Origin of the sequence: Streptomyces sp. HNM0645, from assembly GCF_030056615.1 — a bacterium.
Taxonomy (GTDB): domain Bacteria; phylum Actinomycetota; class Actinomycetes; order Streptomycetales; family Streptomycetaceae; genus Streptomyces; species Streptomyces marianii.
The window spans coordinates 60,528-81,016 of sequence record NZ_JASHLT010000022.1; the positions used below are offsets into that span (position 1 = coordinate 60,528).

Annotated in this window: 18 protein-coding genes; 14 read left to right on the forward strand and 4 right to left on the reverse strand. The window is 72.2% G+C overall.

Annotated features, from left to right (window positions below; translation table 11 throughout):
* Positions 1-564: 564 nt before the first annotated feature.
* The 6 genes from QMZ92_RS17970 (at position 565) to QMZ92_RS17995 (ending at position 7,099) form a co-directional block, all read left to right on the forward strand.
* On the forward strand, positions 565-2,070 hold the full coding sequence (locus QMZ92_RS17970; protein ID WP_283298394.1) for an MFS transporter: 1,506 nt from the start codon (positions 565-567) through the stop codon (positions 2,068-2,070).
* Between the two features lie 297 nt (positions 2,071-2,367).
* The gene (locus QMZ92_RS17975) at positions 2,368-2,568 is read left to right on the forward strand and encodes a hypothetical protein (RefSeq protein WP_283298395.1); all 201 of its coding nucleotides are present in this window, start codon (positions 2,368-2,370) and stop codon (positions 2,566-2,568) included.
* Positions 2,565-2,960 carry a type II toxin-antitoxin system death-on-curing family toxin gene (locus QMZ92_RS17980; protein WP_283298396.1) on the forward strand — a complete coding sequence of 132 codons (396 nt, stop codon included), beginning with the start codon at positions 2,565-2,567 and terminating at the stop codon, positions 2,958-2,960. The genes QMZ92_RS17975 and QMZ92_RS17980 overlap by 4 nt, the downstream gene beginning before the upstream one ends.
* A gap of 163 nt (positions 2,961-3,123) precedes the next feature.
* Entirely contained in the window at positions 3,124-4,908 is a 1,785-nt protein-coding gene (locus QMZ92_RS17985; protein ID WP_283298397.1) for a DEAD/DEAH box helicase, read from the forward strand.
* Between the two features lie 615 nt (positions 4,909-5,523).
* Positions 5,524-6,165, forward strand: coding sequence for an IclR family transcriptional regulator (locus tag QMZ92_RS17990; protein WP_138054972.1), 642 nt, complete (start codon positions 5,524-5,526; stop codon positions 6,163-6,165).
* A gap of 136 nt (positions 6,166-6,301) precedes the next feature.
* On the forward strand, positions 6,302-7,099 hold the full coding sequence (locus QMZ92_RS17995) for a S16 family serine protease (RefSeq protein WP_283298398.1): 798 nt from the start codon (positions 6,302-6,304) through the stop codon (positions 7,097-7,099).
* A gap of 142 nt (positions 7,100-7,241) precedes the next feature.
* Here QMZ92_RS17995 and QMZ92_RS18000 read toward each other — a convergent pair whose 3' ends face one another.
* Positions 7,242-7,715: an Lrp/AsnC family transcriptional regulator gene (locus tag QMZ92_RS18000; protein WP_283298399.1), complete on the reverse strand. Its 474-nt coding sequence runs from the start codon at positions 7,713-7,715 to the stop codon at positions 7,242-7,244.
* A gap of 122 nt (positions 7,716-7,837) precedes the next feature.
* Here QMZ92_RS18000 and hppD point away from each other — a divergent pair, with 122 nt between their 5' ends.
* The 4 genes from hppD (at position 7,838) to nthA (ending at position 10,282) form a co-directional block, all read left to right on the forward strand.
* Complete coding sequence (gene hppD, locus QMZ92_RS18005; RefSeq protein WP_283298400.1) at positions 7,838-8,983, forward strand: 4-hydroxyphenylpyruvate dioxygenase; 1,146 nt, start codon at positions 7,838-7,840, stop codon at positions 8,981-8,983.
* A 90-nt stretch (positions 8,984-9,073) separates the two neighbouring features.
* Positions 9,074-9,355, forward strand: a complete 282-nt coding sequence (locus QMZ92_RS36065) for a hypothetical protein (protein ID WP_349307738.1) — start codon at positions 9,074-9,076, stop codon at positions 9,353-9,355.
* Complete coding sequence (locus QMZ92_RS36070) at positions 9,348-9,698, forward strand: SH3-like domain-containing protein (protein WP_349307739.1); 351 nt, start codon at positions 9,348-9,350, stop codon at positions 9,696-9,698. The genes QMZ92_RS36065 and QMZ92_RS36070 overlap by 8 nt, the downstream gene beginning before the upstream one ends.
* Positions 9,695-10,282: a nitrile hydratase subunit alpha gene (gene nthA, locus QMZ92_RS18015; RefSeq protein ID WP_283298401.1), complete on the forward strand. Its 588-nt coding sequence runs from the start codon at positions 9,695-9,697 to the stop codon at positions 10,280-10,282. The genes QMZ92_RS36070 and nthA overlap by 4 nt, the downstream gene beginning before the upstream one ends.
* A gap of 234 nt (positions 10,283-10,516) precedes the next feature.
* Here nthA and QMZ92_RS18020 read toward each other — a convergent pair whose 3' ends face one another.
* Entirely contained in the window at positions 10,517-12,145 is a 1,629-nt protein-coding gene (locus QMZ92_RS18020; RefSeq protein ID WP_283298402.1) for a tetratricopeptide repeat protein, read from the reverse strand.
* A gap of 109 nt (positions 12,146-12,254) precedes the next feature.
* Here QMZ92_RS18020 and QMZ92_RS18025 point away from each other — a divergent pair, with 109 nt between their 5' ends.
* The gene (locus QMZ92_RS18025; protein ID WP_283298403.1) at positions 12,255-13,622 is read left to right on the forward strand and encodes an FAD-binding oxidoreductase; all 1,368 of its coding nucleotides are present in this window, start codon (positions 12,255-12,257) and stop codon (positions 13,620-13,622) included.
* A 191-nt stretch (positions 13,623-13,813) separates the two neighbouring features.
* On the opposite strand, the gene QMZ92_RS18030 is transcribed toward QMZ92_RS18025, so the two are convergent.
* The gene (locus QMZ92_RS18030) at positions 13,814-14,317 is read right to left on the reverse strand and encodes an SsgA family sporulation/cell division regulator (RefSeq protein ID WP_283298404.1); all 504 of its coding nucleotides are present in this window, start codon (positions 14,315-14,317) and stop codon (positions 13,814-13,816) included.
* Positions 14,318-14,581: 264 nt separating this feature from the next.
* On the opposite strand from QMZ92_RS18030, the gene QMZ92_RS18035 reads away from it, so the two are divergent.
* Positions 14,582-16,114 carry an RDD family protein gene (locus tag QMZ92_RS18035; protein ID WP_283298405.1) on the forward strand — a complete coding sequence of 511 codons (1,533 nt, stop codon included), beginning with the start codon at positions 14,582-14,584 and terminating at the stop codon, positions 16,112-16,114.
* An 86-nt stretch (positions 16,115-16,200) separates the two neighbouring features.
* Positions 16,201-16,995, forward strand: coding sequence for an RDD family protein (locus QMZ92_RS18040; protein ID WP_283298406.1), 795 nt, complete (start codon positions 16,201-16,203; stop codon positions 16,993-16,995).
* Here QMZ92_RS18040 and QMZ92_RS18045 read toward each other — a convergent pair.
* Positions 16,981-17,295 (reverse strand): hypothetical protein, encoded by a 315-nt coding sequence (locus QMZ92_RS18045; RefSeq protein WP_283298407.1) that lies wholly within the window; start codon positions 17,293-17,295, stop codon positions 16,981-16,983. The two genes, QMZ92_RS18040 and QMZ92_RS18045, sit on opposite strands and share 15 nt — an antisense overlap.
* A gap of 426 nt (positions 17,296-17,721) precedes the next feature.
* On the opposite strand from QMZ92_RS18045, the gene QMZ92_RS18050 reads away from it, so the two are divergent.
* A complete protein-coding gene (locus QMZ92_RS18050) occupies positions 17,722-20,154 on the forward strand; it encodes an immune inhibitor A domain-containing protein (protein ID WP_283298408.1) in 2,433 nt (810 codons plus the stop codon).
* Positions 20,155-20,489: the final 335 nt, after the last annotated feature.

Below are 20,489 nucleotides of genomic sequence, written 5' to 3' on the forward strand. Positions count from 1 at the left end.
CCGTAGGGCACGCCGGAACCGACGCACGGGGTCGGGCACTGACGCCGACGTGCCCCCGGCCCCACTCCAACGGCCGGGCGGCCTGCCGCCGGAACTCGCGTGGCCGGAGCGGCTTGAGGCCGGGACGACGTGATCAGAGGGGCTGCAGCCGGGCGTGCAGAAGGCAGAACCGTGGCGGACTCCGACCCGCGTCACTCGCTCTGCGGACGAGCCCTGAACCGCTCGACCCCACGGTCCGATGTTCCTCGATGCTCCGGCCGAAGGCGCGGTCGGGGCGGGCGTTCGGGGTCCGTGCGGGGGCCGCGACACGACTGCCGTACGGCGTCCACGCGGCGGGCCCCGCAGAGGAGTACGGCCCCGCGTCGACGCGGGGCGGGGCCCGGGCGCCCGTGCTCCCGGCCGTCACACCCGCACCGTCCGCCCCACCGGCGGGCGGAAGCGGGCCCAGCGGCCCGACTCCCCGGGCTCCGTGAACGCACAGGGCGATACCTAGGACCAACGGCCGAGCCGAACCCCGCCTCACGACAGGGGCCATCCAAAGTCATGCCCCTTACGCTTTAGCGCATGACAGCCCTCGAACCAGGTGACGCTGCCGGGACCGGCGACGCGGCGCTCAAGGAGGCCGGTCCCGATCGCGGTGAGACCACGACCGGGACCGGGACCGCGGCCGACGCCGGGGGCGTGCTCGGGCGCAGCCTGCGCGCCCTCAGCCTCGGCATCGTCTCCGTCGTCCTGCTGATCGCGTTCGAGGCGACCGCCGTCGGTACGGCCATGCCCGTGGCCGCGCGGGAGCTCGAGGGCGTGCCGCTGTACGCGTTCGCCTTCTCCGCGTACTTCACGACCGGCCTGTTCGGCATGGTGCTGTCGGGGCAGTGGGCCGACCGCAGGGGCCCGCTCGGGCCGCTGACCGCCGGGATCACCGCCTTCGCCATGGGGCTCCTGCTGTCCGGTACGGCCTCCGCGATGTGGTACTTCATCGTCGGCCGGGCCGTCCAGGGGCTGGGCGGCGGTCTGGTGATCGTCGCGCTGTACGTCGTCGTCGGCCGGGCCTATCCGGAGCGCCTGCGCCCGACGATCATGGCCGCGTTCGCCGCGAGCTGGGTGATCCCCTCCGTCGTCGGACCGCTCGCGGCCGGGACGGTCACCGAACACCTCGGCTGGCGCTGGGTCTTCGTCGGTATCCCCGCTCTCGTCGTCGTCCCGCTCGCGCTCGCCCTGCCCGCGATACGGCGGCGGGCATCGGGACCGGCGGACCCGGAGGCGCCCATTCCGGCACTGGACCGGCGCAGGATCAGGCTGGCGTTCGGGATCTCGTTCGGCGCGGGCGTGCTCCAGTACGCGGCCCAGGACCTCCGGTGGTCGGCACTGGCCCCGGCCGCGGCGGGTGCCGCGCTGCTCGTGCCGGCCGCGCTCGGGCTGCTGCCGCGCGGCACGTTCCGCTCGGCGCGCGGGCTGCCGTCGGTCGTGCTGTTGCGCGGTGTGGCGGCAGGGTCGTTCATCGCGGCGGAGTCCTTCATACCGCTGATGCTGGTGACCCAGCGCGGGCTGTCGCCGACGCTGGCCGGCCTGTCGCTCGCGGTGGGCGGGGCGACATGGGCGCTGGGCTCGTTCGTCCAGTCCCGGCCGCGCCTGGAGCCGTACCGGGAACGGCTGACCGTCACCGGCATGGTGCTCGTCGCAGCGGCTATCGCGACGGCGCCGAGCGTGCTGATCCACTCCGTGCCGGTGTGGGTCGTCGGGATCGCCTGGGGATGGGGCTGCTTCGGTATGGGTTTGGTCATCTCCTCCACCAGCGTGCTCCTGCTGAAGCTGTCGCCTCCCGCGGAGGCAGGTACCAACTCCGCCGCGCTCCAGATCTCCGACGGACTGTCGAACGTCCTCCTGCTGGCCGCGGGCGGCGCCGCCTTCGCCGCACTGGGCGGGGGAGCGGCGGGCGGCCACGGTGCGGTCGCGGCGGCGGGGAGCGCCGCCCACCCGGCCGCCTTCGCCGCCGTGTTCCTGCCCATGGCGGCGGTCGCACTGCTCGGCGCCTGGGTCGCCACAAGGCTGCACGAGCGCAGCGCCGGCTGACGTCGGGTGCTGCTCCCGATGCGGGTGCGCTCGGTCGGTGCCAGGTTCGGACCGTTCCGGTGCGGCGCGCCGGACCCGGCGCCGCACCCGTCCCCGAAGGACCGCCGGCCACCGCCCCGTCCGGCGCGGAGCACCGGCCTCGATCCGGGGTCGCTGTGGTAGCGGGCGTACGGCGGACGCCGGCGCAGGGTCGGCCGGGCGTGACGGGGTACGGGGACGGACGAGCGCACCCCTTGAGGCCGCCGGACGCCCGGAATTCACCGCGCGGCCGGCAGCGGTCGCGCTTAGCATCGGGCCATGCACGAGCTCACGATCATCCTCACCGACGCGGAACGCGACGAACTGCACGATCTCGCCGACGCCCAGGGACGGAGCCCGGAGGAGCTCGCACACGACGCGGTGCACCACTATCTGCGGGTGCAGAGCGAGCGGCTCGCAGCACTGGCCGGGCGACTGGCCCAGCAGCACGCGGGCCTGCTGAGGAGGCTCGGCGAATGACCCACCAGACCACGGCCCAGACGCGCCACCTCACCGTGAGCGAGGTGACCGCGATCGCCCGGTTCGCCTTCGGCGGCCACCCGCCGGAGCTCCGCGCCGGCAGTCTCCTGGAGTCCGCCGTGCACCGGCCGCGCTCCCGGATGTACGGGGTGGCCGCGTACCCGGACCTCTGGGAGCAGGCCGGCGCTCTGCTGCACGCGATCGCCTCGAACCACCCCTTCGCCGACGGCAACAAGCGCACGGCGTGGCTGTCGACGGCGGTGTTCCTCGCCCTGAACGGCGCCGACCCCGTCAACGTCGACCAGGACCGGGCGTACGACCTGGTCGTCTCCGTCGCGGCCGGTGAGATGAGCGATCCGGCCCTGATCGGGGCCGTCCTGCGCACTCTGTGAAGGACGTTGGGAGGACGGGCCCGGCCGCACGGGCCCGCGGTCTGTGAGGCGGGTCTCACCCCGCCCCCGTGCGACCCGGTGAGGTCCTCCCGGGAGTGGCCGCACCGGTAGGGTGGCCCGGTTGTCCTACCTAACGCCGTAGCCCTGCCTCGAACCGGAGACCGTGTCTACTACCGCCTCCCACCACCTCTCACCCGCCTTTCCCGGCCGTGCTCCCTGGGGTACGGCCAACAAGCTGCGCGCCTGGCAGCAGGGCGCCATGGAGAAGTACGTCCAGGAACAGCCCCGTGACTTCCTCGCGGTGGCGACGCCCGGCGCCGGCAAGACGACGTTCGCGCTCACCCTCGCCTCCTGGCTGCTGCACCACCATGTCGTGCAGCAGATCACCGTGGTCGCGCCGACCGAGCATCTGAAGAAGCAGTGGGCGGCCGCGGCCGCGCGCATAGGCATCAAGCTCGACCCGGAATACAGTGCCGGTCCGCTGAGCAAGGAGTACGACGGGGTCGCCGTCACCTACGCCGGTGTCGGCGTGCGCCCGATGCTGCACCGCAACCGCAGCGAGCAGCGCAAGACCCTCGTCATCCTCGACGAGATCCACCACGCCGGCGACTCCAAGTCGTGGGGCGAGGCGTGCCTGGAGGCGTTCGAACCCGCCACCCGCCGGCTCGCCCTCACCGGTACGCCCTTCCGTTCCGACACCAATCCCATCCCCTTCGTCACGTACGAGGAGGGGAACGACGGCATCCGCCGCTCGGCGGCCGACTACACGTACGGCTACGGCAACGCCCTCGCCGACGGCGTCGTCCGTCCCGTGATCTTCCTGTCCTACAGCGGCAACATGCGCTGGCGCACCAAGGCCGGCGACGAGGTCGCCGCCCGGCTCGGCGAGCCGATGACCAAGGACGCCGTCTCCCAGGCCTGGCGCACCGCGCTCGATCCGCGCGGCGACTGGATGCCGAACGTGCTGCGCGCCGCCGACCAGCGGCTGAGCGAGGTCAGAAAGGCCGTTCCGGACGCGGGTGGGCTGGTCATCGCCTCCGACCAGGACTCGGCGCGCGCCTACGCGAAGCTCATCCGGGAGATCACTGGTACGAAGGCGACCGTCGTGCTGTCCGACGACGCGGGCGCCTCCAAGCGCATCGACGAGTTCAGCGGCAACCAGGACCGCTGGATGGTCGCCGTCCGGATGGTGTCCGAGGGAGTCGACGTTCCCCGGCTCGCGGTCGGCGTGTACGCCACCACCATCTCCACGCCCCTCTTCTTCGCCCAGGCCGTGGGCCGTTTCGTCCGGTCGCGGCGGCGCGGTGAGACGGCGTCGGTGTTCCTGCCGACGATCCCGATGCTGCTGAGCTTCGCGAACGAGATGGAGGTCGAGCGGGACCACGCGCTCGACCGGCCGAAGAAGGAGGGGGAGGAGGACCCCTACGCCGAGTCCGAGCAGGAGATGGACGAGGCGAACAAGCAGCAGGACGAGGACACCGGCGAACAGGACATGCTGCCCTTCGAGGCGCTGGAGTCCGACGCCGTCTTCGACCGGGTGATGTACAACGGCGCCGAATTCGGTATGCAGGCCCACCCGGGCAGCGAGGAGGAGCAGGACTACCTGGGCATTCCGGGGCTGCTGGAGCCGGACCAGGTGCAACTGCTGCTGCAGAAGCGGCAGGCGCGGCAGATCGCGCACAGCCGCAAGAAGCCTGACGCGGAGGCGGATCTGCTCGAACTGCCCGCGGAACGCCGGCCCGTGGTCTCGCACAAGGAACTGCTGGAGTTGCGGAAGCAGCTGAACACGATGGTGGGCGCGTACGTCCATCAGAGCGGCAAGCCGCACGGAGTGATCCACACCGAGCTGCGGAGGGTGTGCGGGGGGCCGCCGAGCGCGGAGGCGACGGCGGGGCAGATCCGGGAGCGGATCAAGAAGGTGCAGGAGTGGGCCACGCGTATGCGGTGAGCGTACGCGGAAGCCGACGCCGGTGCGGTGGGCGCACGGAGGGGTCGACGCCCGTGCGGTGAGCGTCGGGGGTTCCGTGCGATGAGTGTCGGGGGTCGACGCTCGTGCGGTGGGCGCACGGACGGCTGACGGGCTCGGGCGGATCGTCCGGGCCCCTTCGCGCTTCCGTATGCCGGCCGGCGCACGGTGGCCCCGGTCCGCGCACTCGACCACCCGTGCGCCGAGGCGCGCAACACTCCGCACACCGACGCACGAGGCACCTGGGCGGTGTCCTCGGGCGGTGCCGAGGACGTCGTCGGGGCGGAGCAGGCCCGCGCGGAAAGCACTCTTCGGCGCAGGCCGAAGAGGGAGGTATGCCGTGAAGTCGCTGGTCGTCCCGACTTGCCCGTCGATAGAGGACGTCACGGGCCTTCGGCGCCCGGATTCTGGACGAGGTCTTCCGCTGAGCGAACCGGCTCGCTACTGTCCCCGCAAATGAAACGCCCCGTGGCAGCGCCGCCGCGGAGCGCAGCCGGTGTGCCATGGCCTGCCGGCGGCCTCTCCGTGCGTCGCCGATGGGACCGGTGCCGCTAGCCGCGAGAGCGTCGCCGCACTCATCTCGAAGGAGAGGGCGTCGTGACCGCGGAGACCTCCCAGACGCTCGACAGAGGACTGCGCGTCCTGAAACTGCTCGCCGACACCGACCACGGTCTGACCGTGACCGAACTGTCCAACCGGCTCGGCGTCAACAGGACCGTCGTCTACCGTCTGCTCGCCACGCTCGAGCAGCACGCCCTGGTCCGCCGCGACTTGGGCGGCCGGGCCCGGGTGGGGCTGGGCGTGCTCCGCCTCGGCCGTCAGGTGCACCCACTGGTACGGGAGGCAGCGCTTCCGGCGCTGCGCTCGCTCGCCGAGGACATCGGCGCGACCGCCCATCTCACGCTGGTCGACGGGGCGGAGGCGCTCGCGGTGGCGGTCGTCGAACCGACGTGGACGGACTACCACGTGGCGTACCGGGCCGGGTTCCGTCACCCGCTGGACCGGGGAGCCGCCGGCAAGGCGATCCTCGCCGCCCGCCAGGGGGGTCTCACCGAGCCCGCGTACACCCTCACGCACGGCGAACTGGAGGCGGGCGCGAGCGGAGCCGCCGCCGCACTCGTCGGGGTGACCGGCATAGAGGGCAGCGTCGGCGTCGTCATGCTGGCGGACTCGGTTCCCGAACGCGTGGGACCGCGAGTGGTGGACGCGGCGCGCGAGGTCGCGGACGCGCTGCGCTGAGCGCCCGGCTGCCGCGGCCGTCGGGCCGCCGAGCGGCCCTTGCGTCCCCAGGCGCAGGCGCAGGCGCGGGCCCGGTCGGACCGGTCCTGGTCCGGCCCCGGTCCGGGGGCGTCGGGCGGACCGATACATTGACAGCGTGTTCTCTCGCCTCTCGCGTCTCTCCCGTCCCCGAGCCCTCGCCGTCTGCGCCGTGCCCGTCGCCGCGCTGCTGGCGGTGGCGGCGTTCGCGCCCCTGCCGTTCACCGTGGCCCAGCCCGGCCAGACCACGAACGTGCTGGGGTTCGACCGGGGCAAGCCGGTGATCACGATCACCGGAGCGCCGGTCCGGCCGACGCGGGGGCAGCTGCGGATGACGACCATCGTGGCGACCGGGCCCTCGGTCGACGTCGATCTCGGCGACGTGGCGGACGCGTGGATCCGGAAGGACCGGGCCGTGCTGCCGCACGACTCCGTCTACCCCTCCGGGCAGTCCGACGAGGAGATCGAGAAGCACAACACCGCCGAGATGCGGAAGTCCCAGAACAGTGCGGTGGACGCGGCCCTGGGCTACCTCAAGGAGGACCCGGCGCAGGTGAAGGTCACCCTGCACCTCGCCGATGTCGGCGGCCCGAGCGCGGGGCTCCTCTTCTCCCTCGGCATCGTGGACAAGCTCGCGGGCGACGGCGCGGGCGGTGATCTCACCGGCGGCCGGAACATCGCGGGCACGGGCACGATCGACGCCGACGGCAAGGTCGGTGCGGTCGGCGGGGTGGCCCTGAAGACCCAGGCCGCGGCGCGTGACGGCGCCACCGTGTTCCTCGTCCCGAAGGCGGAGTGCGCCATCGCGCAGGAGCAGTTGCCCGAGGGCATGACGCTGGTTCCCGTCACCGAGCTGACGGACGCGGTGTCGTCGCTCAAGGCCCTGCAGAAGGGCGGCGACGTCCCCAAGTGCTGACGGGCCGGTGGCGCGACGCCCCGCCCAGAGCCGCCGCCCCGATCGGGCCCGCCCCGAGCCGCCCCCGGCCACCCGACCCCGCCCCGCGTCCGGCGCCGGAGATCGGGCCGGGCCCCGGCGTCCCGGGAACTCCACGCCGGTGTCAGCGGGCGTCCTCCGCGGCCTGCTCCACCAGCGGGATGATCCTCAGCGGCACCGGGTTCTCCATCACGATCGCCGTGGACGCCCGCACGATGCCCTCGAACCCGACGACGCGGTCGATCACCCGCTGGAGGTCCGCGTTGGACCGGGCGACCAGCCGGCACAGCATGTCGCCGTGACCGGTGGTCGTGTGCAGCTCCAGCACCTCGGGAACCGTGGCGAGGTGCGCCCTTACGTCGGCCCCCTGCCCCTGCTTGATCTCCAGGGTCGCGAACGCGGTCACCGGATAGCCCAGGGCGGACGGGTCGACGTCCGGGCCGAAACCGCGGATGACCCCGTTCGACTGGAGCCGGTCCAGCCGCGCCTGGACGGTGCCGCGGGCGACCCCGAGCCGGCGGGAGGCCTCCAGGACCCCGATCCTGGGCTCCCGTGCGAGCAGCACGATGAGCCTGCCGTCCAGATGATCGATCGCCACACCAGCCTCCCGAGTGGTCATCCTGTACAGGTCGCCCGAACAAATCGGACCCCGACCAAGCATATTGCCCAGCAGATACACGAACTATTGCGCAGCTTGTGGATCGGCGGGAGTCTGCCGCCATGACTGAGACCCTGGATCACACCCCCGACACCGGCAGGCAGGCCGACCCCTTCCCGGTGAAGGGAATGGACGCGGTCGTCTTCGCCGTCGGCAACGCCAAGCAGGCCGCCCACTACTACTCCACGGCCTTCGGCATGAAGCTGGTCGCCTACGCGGGGCCGGAGACCGGCAGCCGGGAGACCGCCTCCTACGTCCTGACCAACGGCTCCGCCCGCTTCGTGTTCACCTCCGTCATCAAGGCGTCCACCGACCGGGGCCGTTTCCTCGCCGAGCACGTCGCCGAGCACGGCGACGGCGTCGTCGACCTGGCCATCGAGGTGCCGGACGCCCGTGCCGCCTACGCCTACGCCACCGAGCACGGCGCCCGCGGCATCCAGGAGCCCTACGAGCTCAAGGACGAGCACGGCACGGTCGTCCTCGCCGCCATCGCCACGTACGGCAAGACCCGCCACACCCTCGTGGACCGCTCCGGCTACAGCGGCCCGTACCTTCCGGGCTTCTCGGCGGCCGACCCGATCGTCGAGCCCCCGGCCAAGCGGACCTTCCAGGCCATCGACCACTGCGTGGGCAACGTCGAGCTGGGCAGGATGAACGAATGGGTGGCCTTCTACAACAAGGTCATGGGCTTCACCAACATGAAGGAGTTCGTCGGCGACGACATCGCGACCGAGTACTCGGCGCTGATGTCCAAGGTCGTCGCGGACGGCACGCTGAAGGTGAAGTTCCCGATCAACGAGCCCGCGATCGCGAAGAAGAAGTCGCAGATCGACGAGTACCTCGAGTTCTACGGCGGGGCCGGCGTCCAGCACATCGCGCTTGCCACGAACGACATCGTCTCCACCGTGCGCGCGATGCGGGCGGCCGGGGTGCGGTTCCTGGACACGCCCGACTCGTACTACGACACCCTCGGCGAGTGGGTCGGCGACACCCGGGTGCCGATCGACACCCTTCGTGAGCTGAAGATCCTCGCGGACCGCGACGAGGACGGCTACCTGCTCCAGATCTTCACCAAGCCAGTGCAGGACCGGCCGACGGTCTTCTTCGAACTCATCGAACGACACGGTTCGATGGGCTTCGGCAAGGGCAACTTCAAGGCGCTCTTCGAGGCGATCGAGCGCGAGCAGGAGAAGCGCGGAAACCTCTGAGCCCGCAAGGAGTCCGGATCCGTCCCCGCGGCCCCACGGAACCTGACCCGTGGGGCCGCGCGGCGTCCGGTACGGGGCTATGGTCGCCTCATGGCCAGGATCAACGACGTCGGCGGAATGCAGGGCTTCGGGCCCATCGACACCGCCGACGACACGGAGCCCTTCCATGCCGACTGGGAGGCCCGGGTCTTCGCGCTGAACTCCGCGCTGATCGCGGGCAAGGTCTACAACCTGGACGAGTTCCGCGACGCGATCGAGTCCATGGCGCCCGCCGACTACCTGGCGGCGTCCTACTACGAACGCTGGTTCTTCGCGATCCGCACGCTCCTGGAGCGCAAGGGCGTGATCGAGGCGGGCGAGCTCGATGACTGACCGGTTCTCCGCCGGTGCCCGCGTGCGCACCGTCCACCACGACCCGCCGCACCACACCCGGCTGCCGCGCTACGCCCGCGGCAAGCGAGGCACCGTCGTCGAGCCCGAGGGCCGGGCACCGCTCGCGGACCGCAACGCGCAGGGGCGCGGTGACGCGCCGCTGGAGCAGGTGTACGCGGTGCGCTTCCCGGCGCGCGAGCTGTGGGGCCAGGGCGACCACGAGGTCGTCCTCGACCTGTTCGAGAGCTATCTGGAGGACGATCCGGGGCACCGGGCCGAGCCCGTCGCGGCATCCGGGGCGTCTCCGGGGCGGGCGGCCGGCGGAGAGGACGGACGGCCATGACCGGAGGGCACACCGACGCCGACATCAGCCGGCGGGTACGCCGCCTGGAGACGCTGCTGGAGGACCGCGGGCTCGTGGCCGGCGCGGCGCTCGACGAGACCCTGGACGCGTTCCTGTCGGGGGCCTCCCCGGCGAACGGCGCGCGGGTCGTCGCGCGCGCCTGGACAGACCCGGACTTCCGCGCGCGGCTCCTCGCCGACGGTACCGCCGCCGTCGGCGAACTGGGCCTGTCCGCCGGCGGGGTCCAGCCGCAGCGCCTGCGCGTCGTCGAGAACACGCCCGACACGCACAACGTCGTCGTCTGCACGCTCTGCTCCTGCTACCCCGTACGCCTGCTGGGGCCGTCCCCCAGCTGGTACAAGAGCGAGGCCTACCGCTCCCGCGTCGTCCGCGAACCCCGCGCGGTCCTCGAGGAGTTCGGCGTCCGCCTCCCGGACACCACGCGCGTCACGGTCTGGGACTCCACGTCCGAGACGCGCTACATGGTCCTCCCGATGCGTCCGCCCGGCACGTCCCACCTCGACGAGCCCGCCCTCGCCCGTCTGATCCCGCGGAACGCCCTGATCGGCACGGCGGTGCTCTGAGCCCGCCCCGGGTCGCGGCCCCCGCGGGCCGGCCGCCCGTCCCGAGCCGCTCTCGCCTCCCCCGAACCGCCCCGGCCGCCCGTCCCGAGCCGCTCCGAACCGCTCTGATCGGGCCCGCCCGAGCTGACCCCGTCCGTCCGCCCGGGCGCCCCGGCCGGCCTCGGCGCTTCCGGGTGCCGGCTCCGGTGCCGAGCGGGCCCGGCCGTGCGCGACCGCCCGGCACCGGACGAGGTGTCAGGTCCCGGACGGTTCGCCGTCATGGGTCTCCCGCGGACTCCCGGCCTGCCGGCTCTCCTGCGGATGACGCGGTTCACGCGGAGCACGGGAGTCGCCGTCGCGGGGCCGGGCGGACCCGGAATCGCGGGGCTCGCCGGAGGCGTCCCCGCCCGGGCGGCGGGACGGGCGCTCCTCGCGGTCCTCCGCCGCCCCGTCGTCCTCCGGCGGCAGATCCTCGTCCGTCGTCCACGGCTCGCCCTCGACGTCGACGGGGCCGCCCGGAGGGGGATTGCCCAGGACCGAGACGGCGCGCTTCGCACGCGGCACCAGGAGCGGCGAGAAGTACGGGTTGAGGCGCAGCGCCTCCCTCAGGTGCCTTCGGGCCGGGCCGTCCTGGCCGAGCGCGCGCTCGATCTCGCCCTGGTGGTACAGGGACAGCGCGCTGCGCAGCCCGGGCGGCGTCGCACGCTTCAGGTACTTCAGCCCCTCCTGCGCCCGCCCCGCCCGGTACAGCGCCCAGCCCAGCGCGTCCGAGACATGCGCGCTGCGGTGCCCCCGCTTCCACTCCTGCGCGAGGCGCTGCACCGCCGCCTTCGCCAGTCCGTGGTCCGCCTCGTACCGCGCCAGCGCCAGCTCCTCGCTCACCCCGTACTTCCGGGCCTTCGCGGCCAGCCGGCGCACCTTCTCGTAGTGGGCCCGTGCCTCCCCGGCCATGCCCAGCGACTCGTACAGCTCACCCGCCTGCAGGGCGTACTCGGGCATCGGCGCCCGTTCGATGGCCGCCCCGTAGTCCCGCAGCGCGTCGTCCGTGCGGCCTAGGGCCGCCGAGGCCCGTCCCCGCCCCGCCAGGGACGGATGGTGGCCGGGCTCCAGCCGGAGCGCGGTGTCGAAGTACGCCGCCGCCTGCTTGGGCTCGCCCCGCTCCCAGGCGAGCTCGCCGAGCCGATGCAGTGCCGCGGCCCGCTCCGCCTTGCCGCCCGACCGGGACGACGCCTCGTCCGCCAGTGCTTCGGCGTCCTCGTGCCTGCCGTTGTCGCGGTGCACCTGGGAGGCCCGCATCAGTGTCTGCACGGTGCGGGGCCGCAGCTCCTCCAGTGTCTGCAGGGCCTTCGCGGCCGCCCCGTAGGAGCCGAGCCCGCTGTACGCGTCGATCAGCACCGGATACGCCGTCCACTGCTCCGGCGACCGCGCCCGGACGCTCTCGGCCCAGCGCCGAGCCGTGGCGAAGTCCCGGCGGGCGTTGGCCAGCGCCGCCATCCCCAGTTGGGCGTCCGCATTGCCCTTCTCGCCCGGCAGCGCCTCCAGCGAACGCCGCAGGGCCTTCTCCGCCCGGCGGAAGTCCGTCCGGTCGCCCAGCAGGGCGCCCTGCGCCAGGTAGGCCGAGCCGAGCACCGCCCACGACAGGTGGTCGCCGGGATTCCCGGCCAGCCGGTGCTCCTGTCCTGCGATCAGCGCCGACAGCTCGGCCCCCGACAGGGCCGCCCCGGGGCCCTCCGCCAGTACGGTCCGGGCCGCGGGACCCGGTGCGGGCAGCGGCGGCCCGTCGTCCCGGCCCGGGCCGACGAGCACGATTCCGGTGGCGACCGCACCGGCGACCAGCGAGGCGATCACTGCGTTCCTGGCAAGTGGCGCGTATCGCTTCTTCATGGCGATCACTGTGCGCCACCCTTTGGTCCCGTACGAAGTGCCCACCCGGCGGAGCGACGCGGATCGCGGACGGGTTCACACCGATGGCCCCCGGTGCGAATCTGGGATCATGGACGATCTCCTCTCCCGGCTCGGCGAGAACCTCCCGCCCGAAGCCCTGATCACCGATCCCGACGTCACGGCCTCGTACCGCAACGACATGGCGAGCTTCTGTGACGCGGGCACCCCGGCCGTCGTGGTGGTGCCGCGCACGGTCGAGCAGGTCCAGCACGTCATGCGCACGGCGACCGAACTGCGCGTTCCCGTCGTACCGCAGGGGGCCCGCACCGGCCTGTCCGGTGCCGCCAACGCCTCCGACGGCTGCATCGTCCTCTCCCTCGTCAAGATGGACCGCATCCTGGAGATCAGCCCGGTCGACCGGATCGCCGTCGTGGAGCCCGGTGTCGTCAACGCCGTGCTGTCACGGGCCGTCGGCGAGCACGGGCTGTACTACCCGCCGGATCCGTCCAGCTGGGAGACGTGCACCATCGGCGGCAACATCGGCACCGCGTCCGGCGGGCTGTGCTGTGTGAAGTACGGCGTCACCGCCGAGTACGTGCTCGGCCTCGAGGTCGTCCTGGCCGACGGCCGGCTCCTCAGTACCGGCCGCCGCACGGCCAAGGGCGTCGCCGGCTACGACCTCACCCGGCTCTTCGTCGGTTCGGAGGGGAGTCTCGGCATCGTTGTCAAAGCCGTGCTCGCGCTCCGGCCGAAGCCGCCCCAGCAACTCGTCCTCGCCGCGGAGTTCCCCTCGGCCGCCACCGCGTGCGACGCCGTCTGCGCGATCATGGAGCGGGGCCACACGCCGTCGCTGCTGGAGATCATGGACCGTACGACCATCCGGGCCGTCAACGCGATGGCGCAGATGGGCCTTCCGGACACCACCGAGGCGCTGCTCCTCGCCGCCTTCGACACCCCCGACCCCGGGCCCGACCTCGCCGCCGTCGGGGAGCTGTGCGCCGCGGCGGGCGCCACCCAGGTCGTCCCCGCCGAGGACGCGGCCGAATCGGAGCTGCTGCTCCAGGCGCGCCGGCTGTCGCTGACCGCGCTGGAGGCGGTCAGGACCGCGACGATGATCGACGACGTCTGCGTACCGCGTTCCCGGCTCGCCGCGATGATCGACGGCACCGCGGCCATCGCGGAGAAGTACGACCTCACCATCGGCCTCTGCGCCCACGCGGGCGACGGCAACACCCACCCCGTCGTCTGCTTCGACCACCACGACCCCGGCGAATCGGCCCGCGCCCGCGAGTCGTTCGACGAGATCATGGCCCTCGGCCTGGAGCTCGGTGGCACGATCACCGGCGAACACGGCGTGGGCGTCCTGAAGAAGGAATGGCTGGCCCGCGAACTCGGCCCGGTCGGAGTCGAGTTGCAGCAGGCGGTCAAGAAGGCCTTCGACCCGCTCGGGATCCTCAACCCCGGCAAGTTGTTCTAGGCGTTCTGCCCGGGGACGTTGTCGACGGATGCGGCACAGGTGTACCCGGCCTCACGTCGGTGACGCGTTCCCCCCGGTCCGGTGTCCGTCTGCCACGTCCGGCAACCGTCTTCCGCGGCCGCGGTGCCGGCCCCGTCTCCGGGACCGGCACCGCGGACACCGCCGGGCCGCCCTCCCCGCCGCCACTCCGGCTACGCCTCACCGTCCTTCGGCTCTTCCGAGGGACGGGACCCGTCGCCGCCGCGGGCGGGGGAGGGGCCGCGGCCGTGGAGACCGTCGGCCGGGGCCGGCGCGAGCAGTTCCACCAGTTCGGCCTCGAACCCGAGGTGCTCGGGTTCCGTTCCCGGCGGCACGGCCCGCAGCGTTCGCTCCAGCCACGCCGACACCTGAGCGGAGGGAGCCTCCAGCAGAGCCTCGCCCTCTGGCGAACTCAGCGCTATGTGGATGACGCTGCGCCCGCCCTCCCTCGTGGGCCAGACGCGGACGTCGCCCTCGCCGCACGCCCGGAAGACCCCCTCCACCATGAGTTCACGGGCGAACGTCCAGTGCACGGGATGCTCGGACCCGATGTGGAAGGTGATGTGCACGGCATACGCGTCATCTCCCCGGTACGTGAGCCTGGCCGGCACGGGGACACTGCGCTCCGGCGACAGGACCAGCTTGAGCTCCAGCTCTCGTTCCACCACGGTGTGCATGAGACTGCGACTTCCTTTCCTGGTACGAGGCCCCGGGGCGGGCCACGCAGGGAGAGAGCGCCATCCCCGCCGACTATTACGCGACTTCCGCCCCCAACTTCTCAGTGACCCGGCACGCGGTCGCGGCAGTGCGGCACAGTGATACCGGAAAGTGGGCCTTACGCCGGGACGGGCCCAGCACAGCGCGGCGGTCTGATAGATGTGGACCCTTGAATCGACCCCCTCGACGCCCTCGACGTCCTCAGGAGATACGGGACCACGGTGATGAGCGCCCCCACCCCGGCAACCGGCGACGGCAGCCCCACGCCTGGCTACTACCCCGATCCGTCCATCCCGGGATACGTCCGGTACTGGAACGGCACGGCGTGGGTGCCGGGCACGAGCCGGCCGGCGCCCAAGGACGGCGAGACGATGCCGGCGTCGCCGCCCTCGGCGCACGCGACCTCCGCGCCGCCCGCGGCTGCGGTACCGCCCGCCCCGTCCGTGCCGGCGGTCGAGGAGACGGGGCCCGTCTTCCTGGACGAGGACCCGGATCCGTCCGCCGGCGGCCGCCCGGACCCGTCCGCCGCCTGGGGGGCCGACGCCTCGCGCCAGTCGGGCTTCGGCGGCGACCGCGACCGCCGGGTCTCCTGGGGCTCCGCCCCCCAGGACCCGCGCGCCGGAGGTCTGCCGGGCTCCGGCCCGGACGCCTCGGCACCGGTCGCCGGCCAGGCATGGGACAGGCCGGACGCCACGGTCCAGGACCCCCGTGCGGCAGGCGCGGCGGGAGCGGGCACGGGCGACGGTGGGGGACCGCCCGGAGTCCGGTTCGACCGGCCGGCCGGCCGCACGGCGCTCGACGACGACCCGGAGCCGGCGGGCGCCGGGCCGGACCCGACCGGTGGCGCCCTGCCCGGTGTGCGCAGTGTCGGCGGGCCCGCCGAGGAGCCGGAGCGGCCGGTGTCCGACGGCACGGTCACGAACCGTGCCGCCCAGGGTGCGCAGCGTGGCACGCCGACCGCCGAGGGCACGATGTCGATCCGTACGATGACGCCCTCCCCGCAGCAGCCCGCGCAGCCAATGGCGCAGGCGCAGGCGCCCGCCCAGGCGCCGGTGCCGGCCCAGCAGCCGACGCCCACGCCCCCGCCCTCGGCTCGGCAGCCGCAGGAGCCGGAGCCGCAGCAGCCGCCCGTGTCCGCGGGGTCGGGCGGTGGGTCCCCCTCCTGGGCGCAGCAGGTCCATCGGCTGGCGCAGACTCCCGAGGAGGAGCCGCCGGTCGTTCCCTGGAAGCCCCCGGTCAGCGATCCGTTCCTGCTGGCCGCCCAGGCCCAGGCCTCGGCCCGCCCCGCGAAGCTCGGCCGGCGTCTCGCGGCCCGGCTGATCGACACCGCCGTCCTGGGCGCGCTCGTGGCCGCCGCCTCGTACCCGTTCGTCTCCGCGGCGCTCGCGCACATCGACGAGAAGATCCAGGCGGCGAAGCTGTCCGGGGAGACGGTCACGGTCTGGCTGATCGACGGTACGACCGCCTTCCACCTCGGGCTCTCGCTCATCACGATGCTCGTGCTCGGCACGCTCTACGAGGCGCTGCCGACCTCCAGGTGGGGGCGTACGCTCGGCAAGCGGCTGCTGGGGCTCCAGGTACGGGACATCGAGTCGCACGAGCCGCCGTCGTTCGTGGCGGCCCTGCTGCGCTGGCTGGTGCACGGCTTCCTGGGCGTGCTCGTCGTCGGCGTCCTCAACGTGCTGTGGTGCGTGTTCGACCGCCCGTGGCGGCAGTGCTGGCACGACAAGGCGGCGCACACCTTCGTGGCCGGCTGACGCCCCGTTCGTCCCGTTGGCCCTGCCGTCCCCCGAACGGCTCGTGAGCCGTTGCGGGGCCCGGTGGGGCGGGGTGCACTGCCCCCATGAGCAACGACCAGCCGCCCGGCCCGCCGCCCGAGGACGATCCGTTCCGCAAGAGGCCGCAGGAGCCGCAGGAGCCCACGCCCCCGGGCGGGCAACCGCCCCCCGGAGGCCCTCCGCCGAGCGAGGGTCCCCACGGTGCGCCGCCGCCCGGTGGCGGCGGTCCCTACGGCACCCCGCCGCCCGGTGGGGGCCCGCACGGAGCCCCGCCTCCCGGCGGTCCTCCACCGCCGGGTGCCGGCTCGCCCTACGGCGCCCCGCCGCCGCCGTACGATCCGCACGCCTACGGGGGCGACCCCTACGGAGGGGACGATCCGCTGCACGGGATGCCCCCGCTGGCCGACTCCGGCAAGCGCATCCTCGCGCGCATCATCGACTGGCTGATCGTCGCCATTCCGCTGCTGATCATCGGCATCCCGTTCGGGATCTACGACAGGGTCGCGTCCGGGGACGGCTTCGACGAGTGGGTGGCGAGCAGCAGCACCGGCGGGCAGTGGGTGTTCCAGCTCATCTCGATCATCGCCTACGTCGGCTACGACACCCTGATGGTGCGCAGCTCGGGCCAGACCCTGGGCAAGAAGCTCATGAACATGCGCGTGGCGATGCTCAACGACGGGAGCACGCCCGACACCGGCTCCTCCCTCACACGCGCCGTGGTGCTCTGGCTGCCGCAGCTGATCTGCTGCCCGTGTCTGTGGCCGCTGATCCTGCTGATCCTCATCCTGGTGGACAAGCCGTACAAGCAGGGCCTGCACGACAAGGCCGCCAAGACGGTGGTGGTGTCAACGGCGCCCTGAGTGCTGCCCGACGCGGTACCGGTCCGGGGTGCGGGCGGCGGGCACCCGGGCCGAGGGCTCCGCGGGGAGGGAGCGGTCCTCGACGGCGGCCGCACGGCCTCGACCGGCCGTGCGCGCCGCCTTGGTCCTGTCCGGCGCCGGCAGGCTCACGGCGACCAGCAGGCCCAGCGCGAGGGCGGCGACCCCGACGACGGCGACCCCGAGCGCTGTCGTCGCACGGGAGATCAGAAGCATGGCGACGGTCGAGACGACGACGGTGGCCGAACCGTAGGCGAGCTGTGCGGCAGTCGGACGCGGCATGACGGTTTCCGTCCCTCGAAGGCATCGGTGTCGGTGGTGTGTCGCAGGGGTCGCACTGTCCGGCGGCCCTACGAGGGTGGATGCCCGAGGGGAACCAGTAGTAAGCGTGACCTAACCCACGGTACCGGTGCACTGGGGGCGCATCGAGTCACGCGTCTCACGAACCGGCCGTGCGGGTGCGCCTGTTGACCGGAGGGCCGGGTCGCGAGGGGGCGCCGCGACGGACCAGGCCGTGAACGCGCGTAGCACGTCCGCTATCCGGAACTGTGCTACTGCATAGTGCAGTTGGCCTGTTCAAGTCAAGGTCTGGTTTTTCTCCGTCAACTCCGATCGAATGTCGTCACTTGTGACGCGCTGCCGCGCGCGGATCCACCCCACATTCCTTGGACCCGCGGTACGCCGGCGCGCGGGGGAGGACACCTTCAAGTGACAGGCAAACGACGGGCGATCAGAGCGTCCGCGGTGCTCGTGGCACTGGCCACGACAGGGGCAACGGCCGCGGCACTCACCACGGCCCAGGCCGAGAACAGGCCCACCGGGGCCCCAGGAGTGGAGCGCCACGATCCGGCGCCCGGCTCCGACCACAACAAGGCCCAGAAGGGCCAGGTGGACCACGATCTCGAGGGTCCGTTCAGCAAGCAGCAGGAGCAGCAGCGCCAAGCGGCGCTGGAGCAGGTCATATCCGGGGACGCGACCGTGCAGAAGCGCGGCGCGTCCAAGGTCGTGAAGCTCGACGCCAAGAAGTACGTCGAGCTCGGCCGGGAGAAGACCGACAAGATCTTCACGATCCTCGTGGAGTTCGGCGACAAGGTCGACGACACCACGATGTTCGACCCGGACGGCGACGGTCCGAAGCCGCCCGTGCAGAAGTACGGCGGCACCCCCGGTCCGCTGCACAACAAGATCGCGCAGCCGGACCGCAAGGTGGACAACTCGACCGCCTGGCAGAAGGACTACAACCGGCAGCACTTCCAGGACCTGTACTTCGGCGAGGGCAAGGACAAGAAGGGGAAGCCCAAGCACTCGCTGAAGACCTACTACGAGCGCACCTCCTCCGGCCGCTACTCGGTCGAGGGCACCGTCTCGGACTGGGTCAAGGTCGATTGGAACGAGGCCCGCTACGGCTCCAACTACTGCGGCCAGTCCAACTGCAACAACGTGTGGGACGCGGTCCGTGACGGCGTCACCGCCTGGACCGCCGACCAGAAGGCCAAGGGCCGCACCGACGCCCAGATCAAGGCGGACCTGGCGCAGTACGACCAGTGGGACCGCTACGACTTCGACGGCGACGGCGACTTCAACGAGGCCGACGGCTACATCGACCACTTCCAGATCGTCCACGCGGGCGAGGACGAGTCGGCCGGTGGCGGCGCCGAGGGCGCGAACGCCCTGTGGGCCCACCGCTGGTACGCCTTCGGCACCGACGCCGGCAAGACCGGCCCGGCGAACAACAAGGCCGGCGGCACCCAGATCGGCAACACCGGCATCTGGGTCGGCGACTACACCATGCAGCCGGAGAACGGCGGCCTCGGTGTCTTCGCCCACGAGTACGGTCACGACCTCGGTCTCCCCGACCTGTACGACACCTCCGGTGGCGGCGAGAACTCCACCGGCTTCTGGTCCCTGATGTCGTCCGGCTCCTGGCTCGGCACGGGCCAGGACGCCATAGGCGACCTGCCCGGCGACATGAACGCCTGGGACAAGCTGCAGCTCGGCTGGCTCAACTACACGAAGGCCAAGGCGGCGACGAAGTCCAAGCACAAGCTGGGTGTCGCGGAGTACAACACCAGGAACCCGCAGGCCCTCGTCGTCGAGCTGCCGAAGAAGCAGGTCACCACCAGCATCGTGAAGCCCGCCGAGGGCTCCATGCAGTGGTGGAGCGACATGGGTGACGACCTGAAGAACACCCTCTCCCGCTCCGTCGACCTCACCGGCAAGTCCACGGCGTCCCTGGAGCTCACCGGCTGGTGGGACATCGAGGCCGACTACGACTACCTCTACACCGAGGTGTCGACGGACGGCGGCGCCAACTGGACGGCCGTGGACGGCACCGCCGACGGCGCGCCGATCACCCGTGACGCCTCCGACGCACCGGCGCTGACCGGCCCGTCGGGCGCGCACAAGAAGCTCGTCTACTCACTCGACGCCTACGCCGGCAAGAAGGTCGACGTCCGCTTCCGCTACCAGACGGACGGCGGCGTGGCGGGCAAGGGCTTCGCGGCGGACGGCATCGTGGTCTCCGCCGACGGCGCCCCGGTCTTCAGCGACAACGCCGAGACCGAGGCGGCCGGCTGGACCGCCAAGGGCTTCTCCCGCATCGGTGAGTCCTTCACGGACGAGTACGAGCAGTACTACCTCGCCGAGAACCGCCAGTACGTCTCGTACGACCAGACCCTCAAGGTCGGCCCGTACAACTTCGGCTTCAAGGCGCCGAAGGACGGCTGGGTGGAGCACTACCCCTACCAGAACGGCCTGCTCGTCTGGCTGTGGGACACCTCGCAGAAGGACAACAACACCAGCCAGCACCCCGGCAAGGGGCTGATCCTCCCGGTCGACGCCAACCCCAAGGCCCTCAAGTGGGCCGACGGCACGCTGATGCGCAACCGCATCCAGTCGTTCGACTCGACCTTCAGCACCTTCCGCTCGGACGCCCTCACCCTGCACAAGGCGGACGTCCCCGCGCGGATCGCCGCCCACAAGGGCAACCCGGTCTTCGACGACCGCAAGGGTGTCTACTGGTTCGAGGAGAACCCCACCGCCGGTGTTCAGGTCCCGGACACCAACACCAGGATCTCGATCGTCAAGGAGCCGAGGAACGGCCAGACGATCACGGTCAAGGTCGGTCCCTCGGTCAAGTAGGACGTAGCACCGCACAGGAGCGGGGTGTCCGCGCGCTCGTCGCGCGGGCACCCCGCTCCGTCGTGTCGGGCGCGTACCGCCGGAGCGGCCCGCCGGCCGGAGTGATCACCCGCGGCGACGGTCTCCGGCCGTCCGGAGACCGGGTCGCGCCATGGCGTCCGTTTGTTGACGTTGTTGACGCTCGGGTGATTCCAAGGCTGGGCGAGATGTCCGTAGGGGGCGCCCAGCGGAGCACCCTATCGCTGATTTGTTATTGAAACTGCAGGTCAGTGCATGATCAGCCGTTGCCCTCTAGCGGGCGGCGGCCGATCGTGTTTAGGTGCGTCTGACGAAGT

Bases quoted from the DNA above. Each gene is read 5' to 3' on its own strand.
- QMZ92_RS17970 (WP_283298394.1), top strand. From the start codon at position 565: ATGACAGCCCTCGAACCAGGTGACGCTGCCGGGACCGGCGACGCGGCG.
- QMZ92_RS17975 (WP_283298395.1), top strand. From the start codon at position 2,368: ATGCACGAGCTCACGATCATCCTCACCGACGCGGAACGCGACGAACTG.
- QMZ92_RS17980 (WP_283298396.1), top strand. From the start codon at position 2,565: ATGACCCACCAGACCACGGCCCAGACGCGCCACCTCACCGTGAGCGAG.
- hppD (WP_283298400.1), top strand. From the start codon at position 7,838: ATGACTGAGACCCTGGATCACACCCCCGACACCGGCAGGCAGGCCGAC.
- QMZ92_RS36065 (WP_349307738.1), top strand. From the start codon at position 9,074: ATGGCCAGGATCAACGACGTCGGCGGAATGCAGGGCTTCGGGCCCATC.
- QMZ92_RS36070 (WP_349307739.1), top strand. From the start codon at position 9,348: ATGACTGACCGGTTCTCCGCCGGTGCCCGCGTGCGCACCGTCCACCAC.
- nthA (WP_283298401.1), top strand. From the start codon at position 9,695: ATGACCGGAGGGCACACCGACGCCGACATCAGCCGGCGGGTACGCCGC.
- QMZ92_RS18020 (WP_283298402.1), bottom strand. From the start codon at position 12,145: ATGAAGAAGCGATACGCGCCACTTGCCAGGAACGCAGTGATCGCCTCG.
- QMZ92_RS18025 (WP_283298403.1), top strand. From the start codon at position 12,255: ATGGACGATCTCCTCTCCCGGCTCGGCGAGAACCTCCCGCCCGAAGCC.
- QMZ92_RS18030 (WP_283298404.1), bottom strand. From the start codon at position 14,317: ATGCACACCGTGGTGGAACGAGAGCTGGAGCTCAAGCTGGTCCTGTCG.
- QMZ92_RS18035 (WP_283298405.1), top strand. From the start codon at position 14,582: ATGAGCGCCCCCACCCCGGCAACCGGCGACGGCAGCCCCACGCCTGGC.
- QMZ92_RS18040 (WP_283298406.1), top strand. From the start codon at position 16,201: ATGAGCAACGACCAGCCGCCCGGCCCGCCGCCCGAGGACGATCCGTTC.
- QMZ92_RS18045 (WP_283298407.1), bottom strand. From the start codon at position 17,295: ATGCCGCGTCCGACTGCCGCACAGCTCGCCTACGGTTCGGCCACCGTC.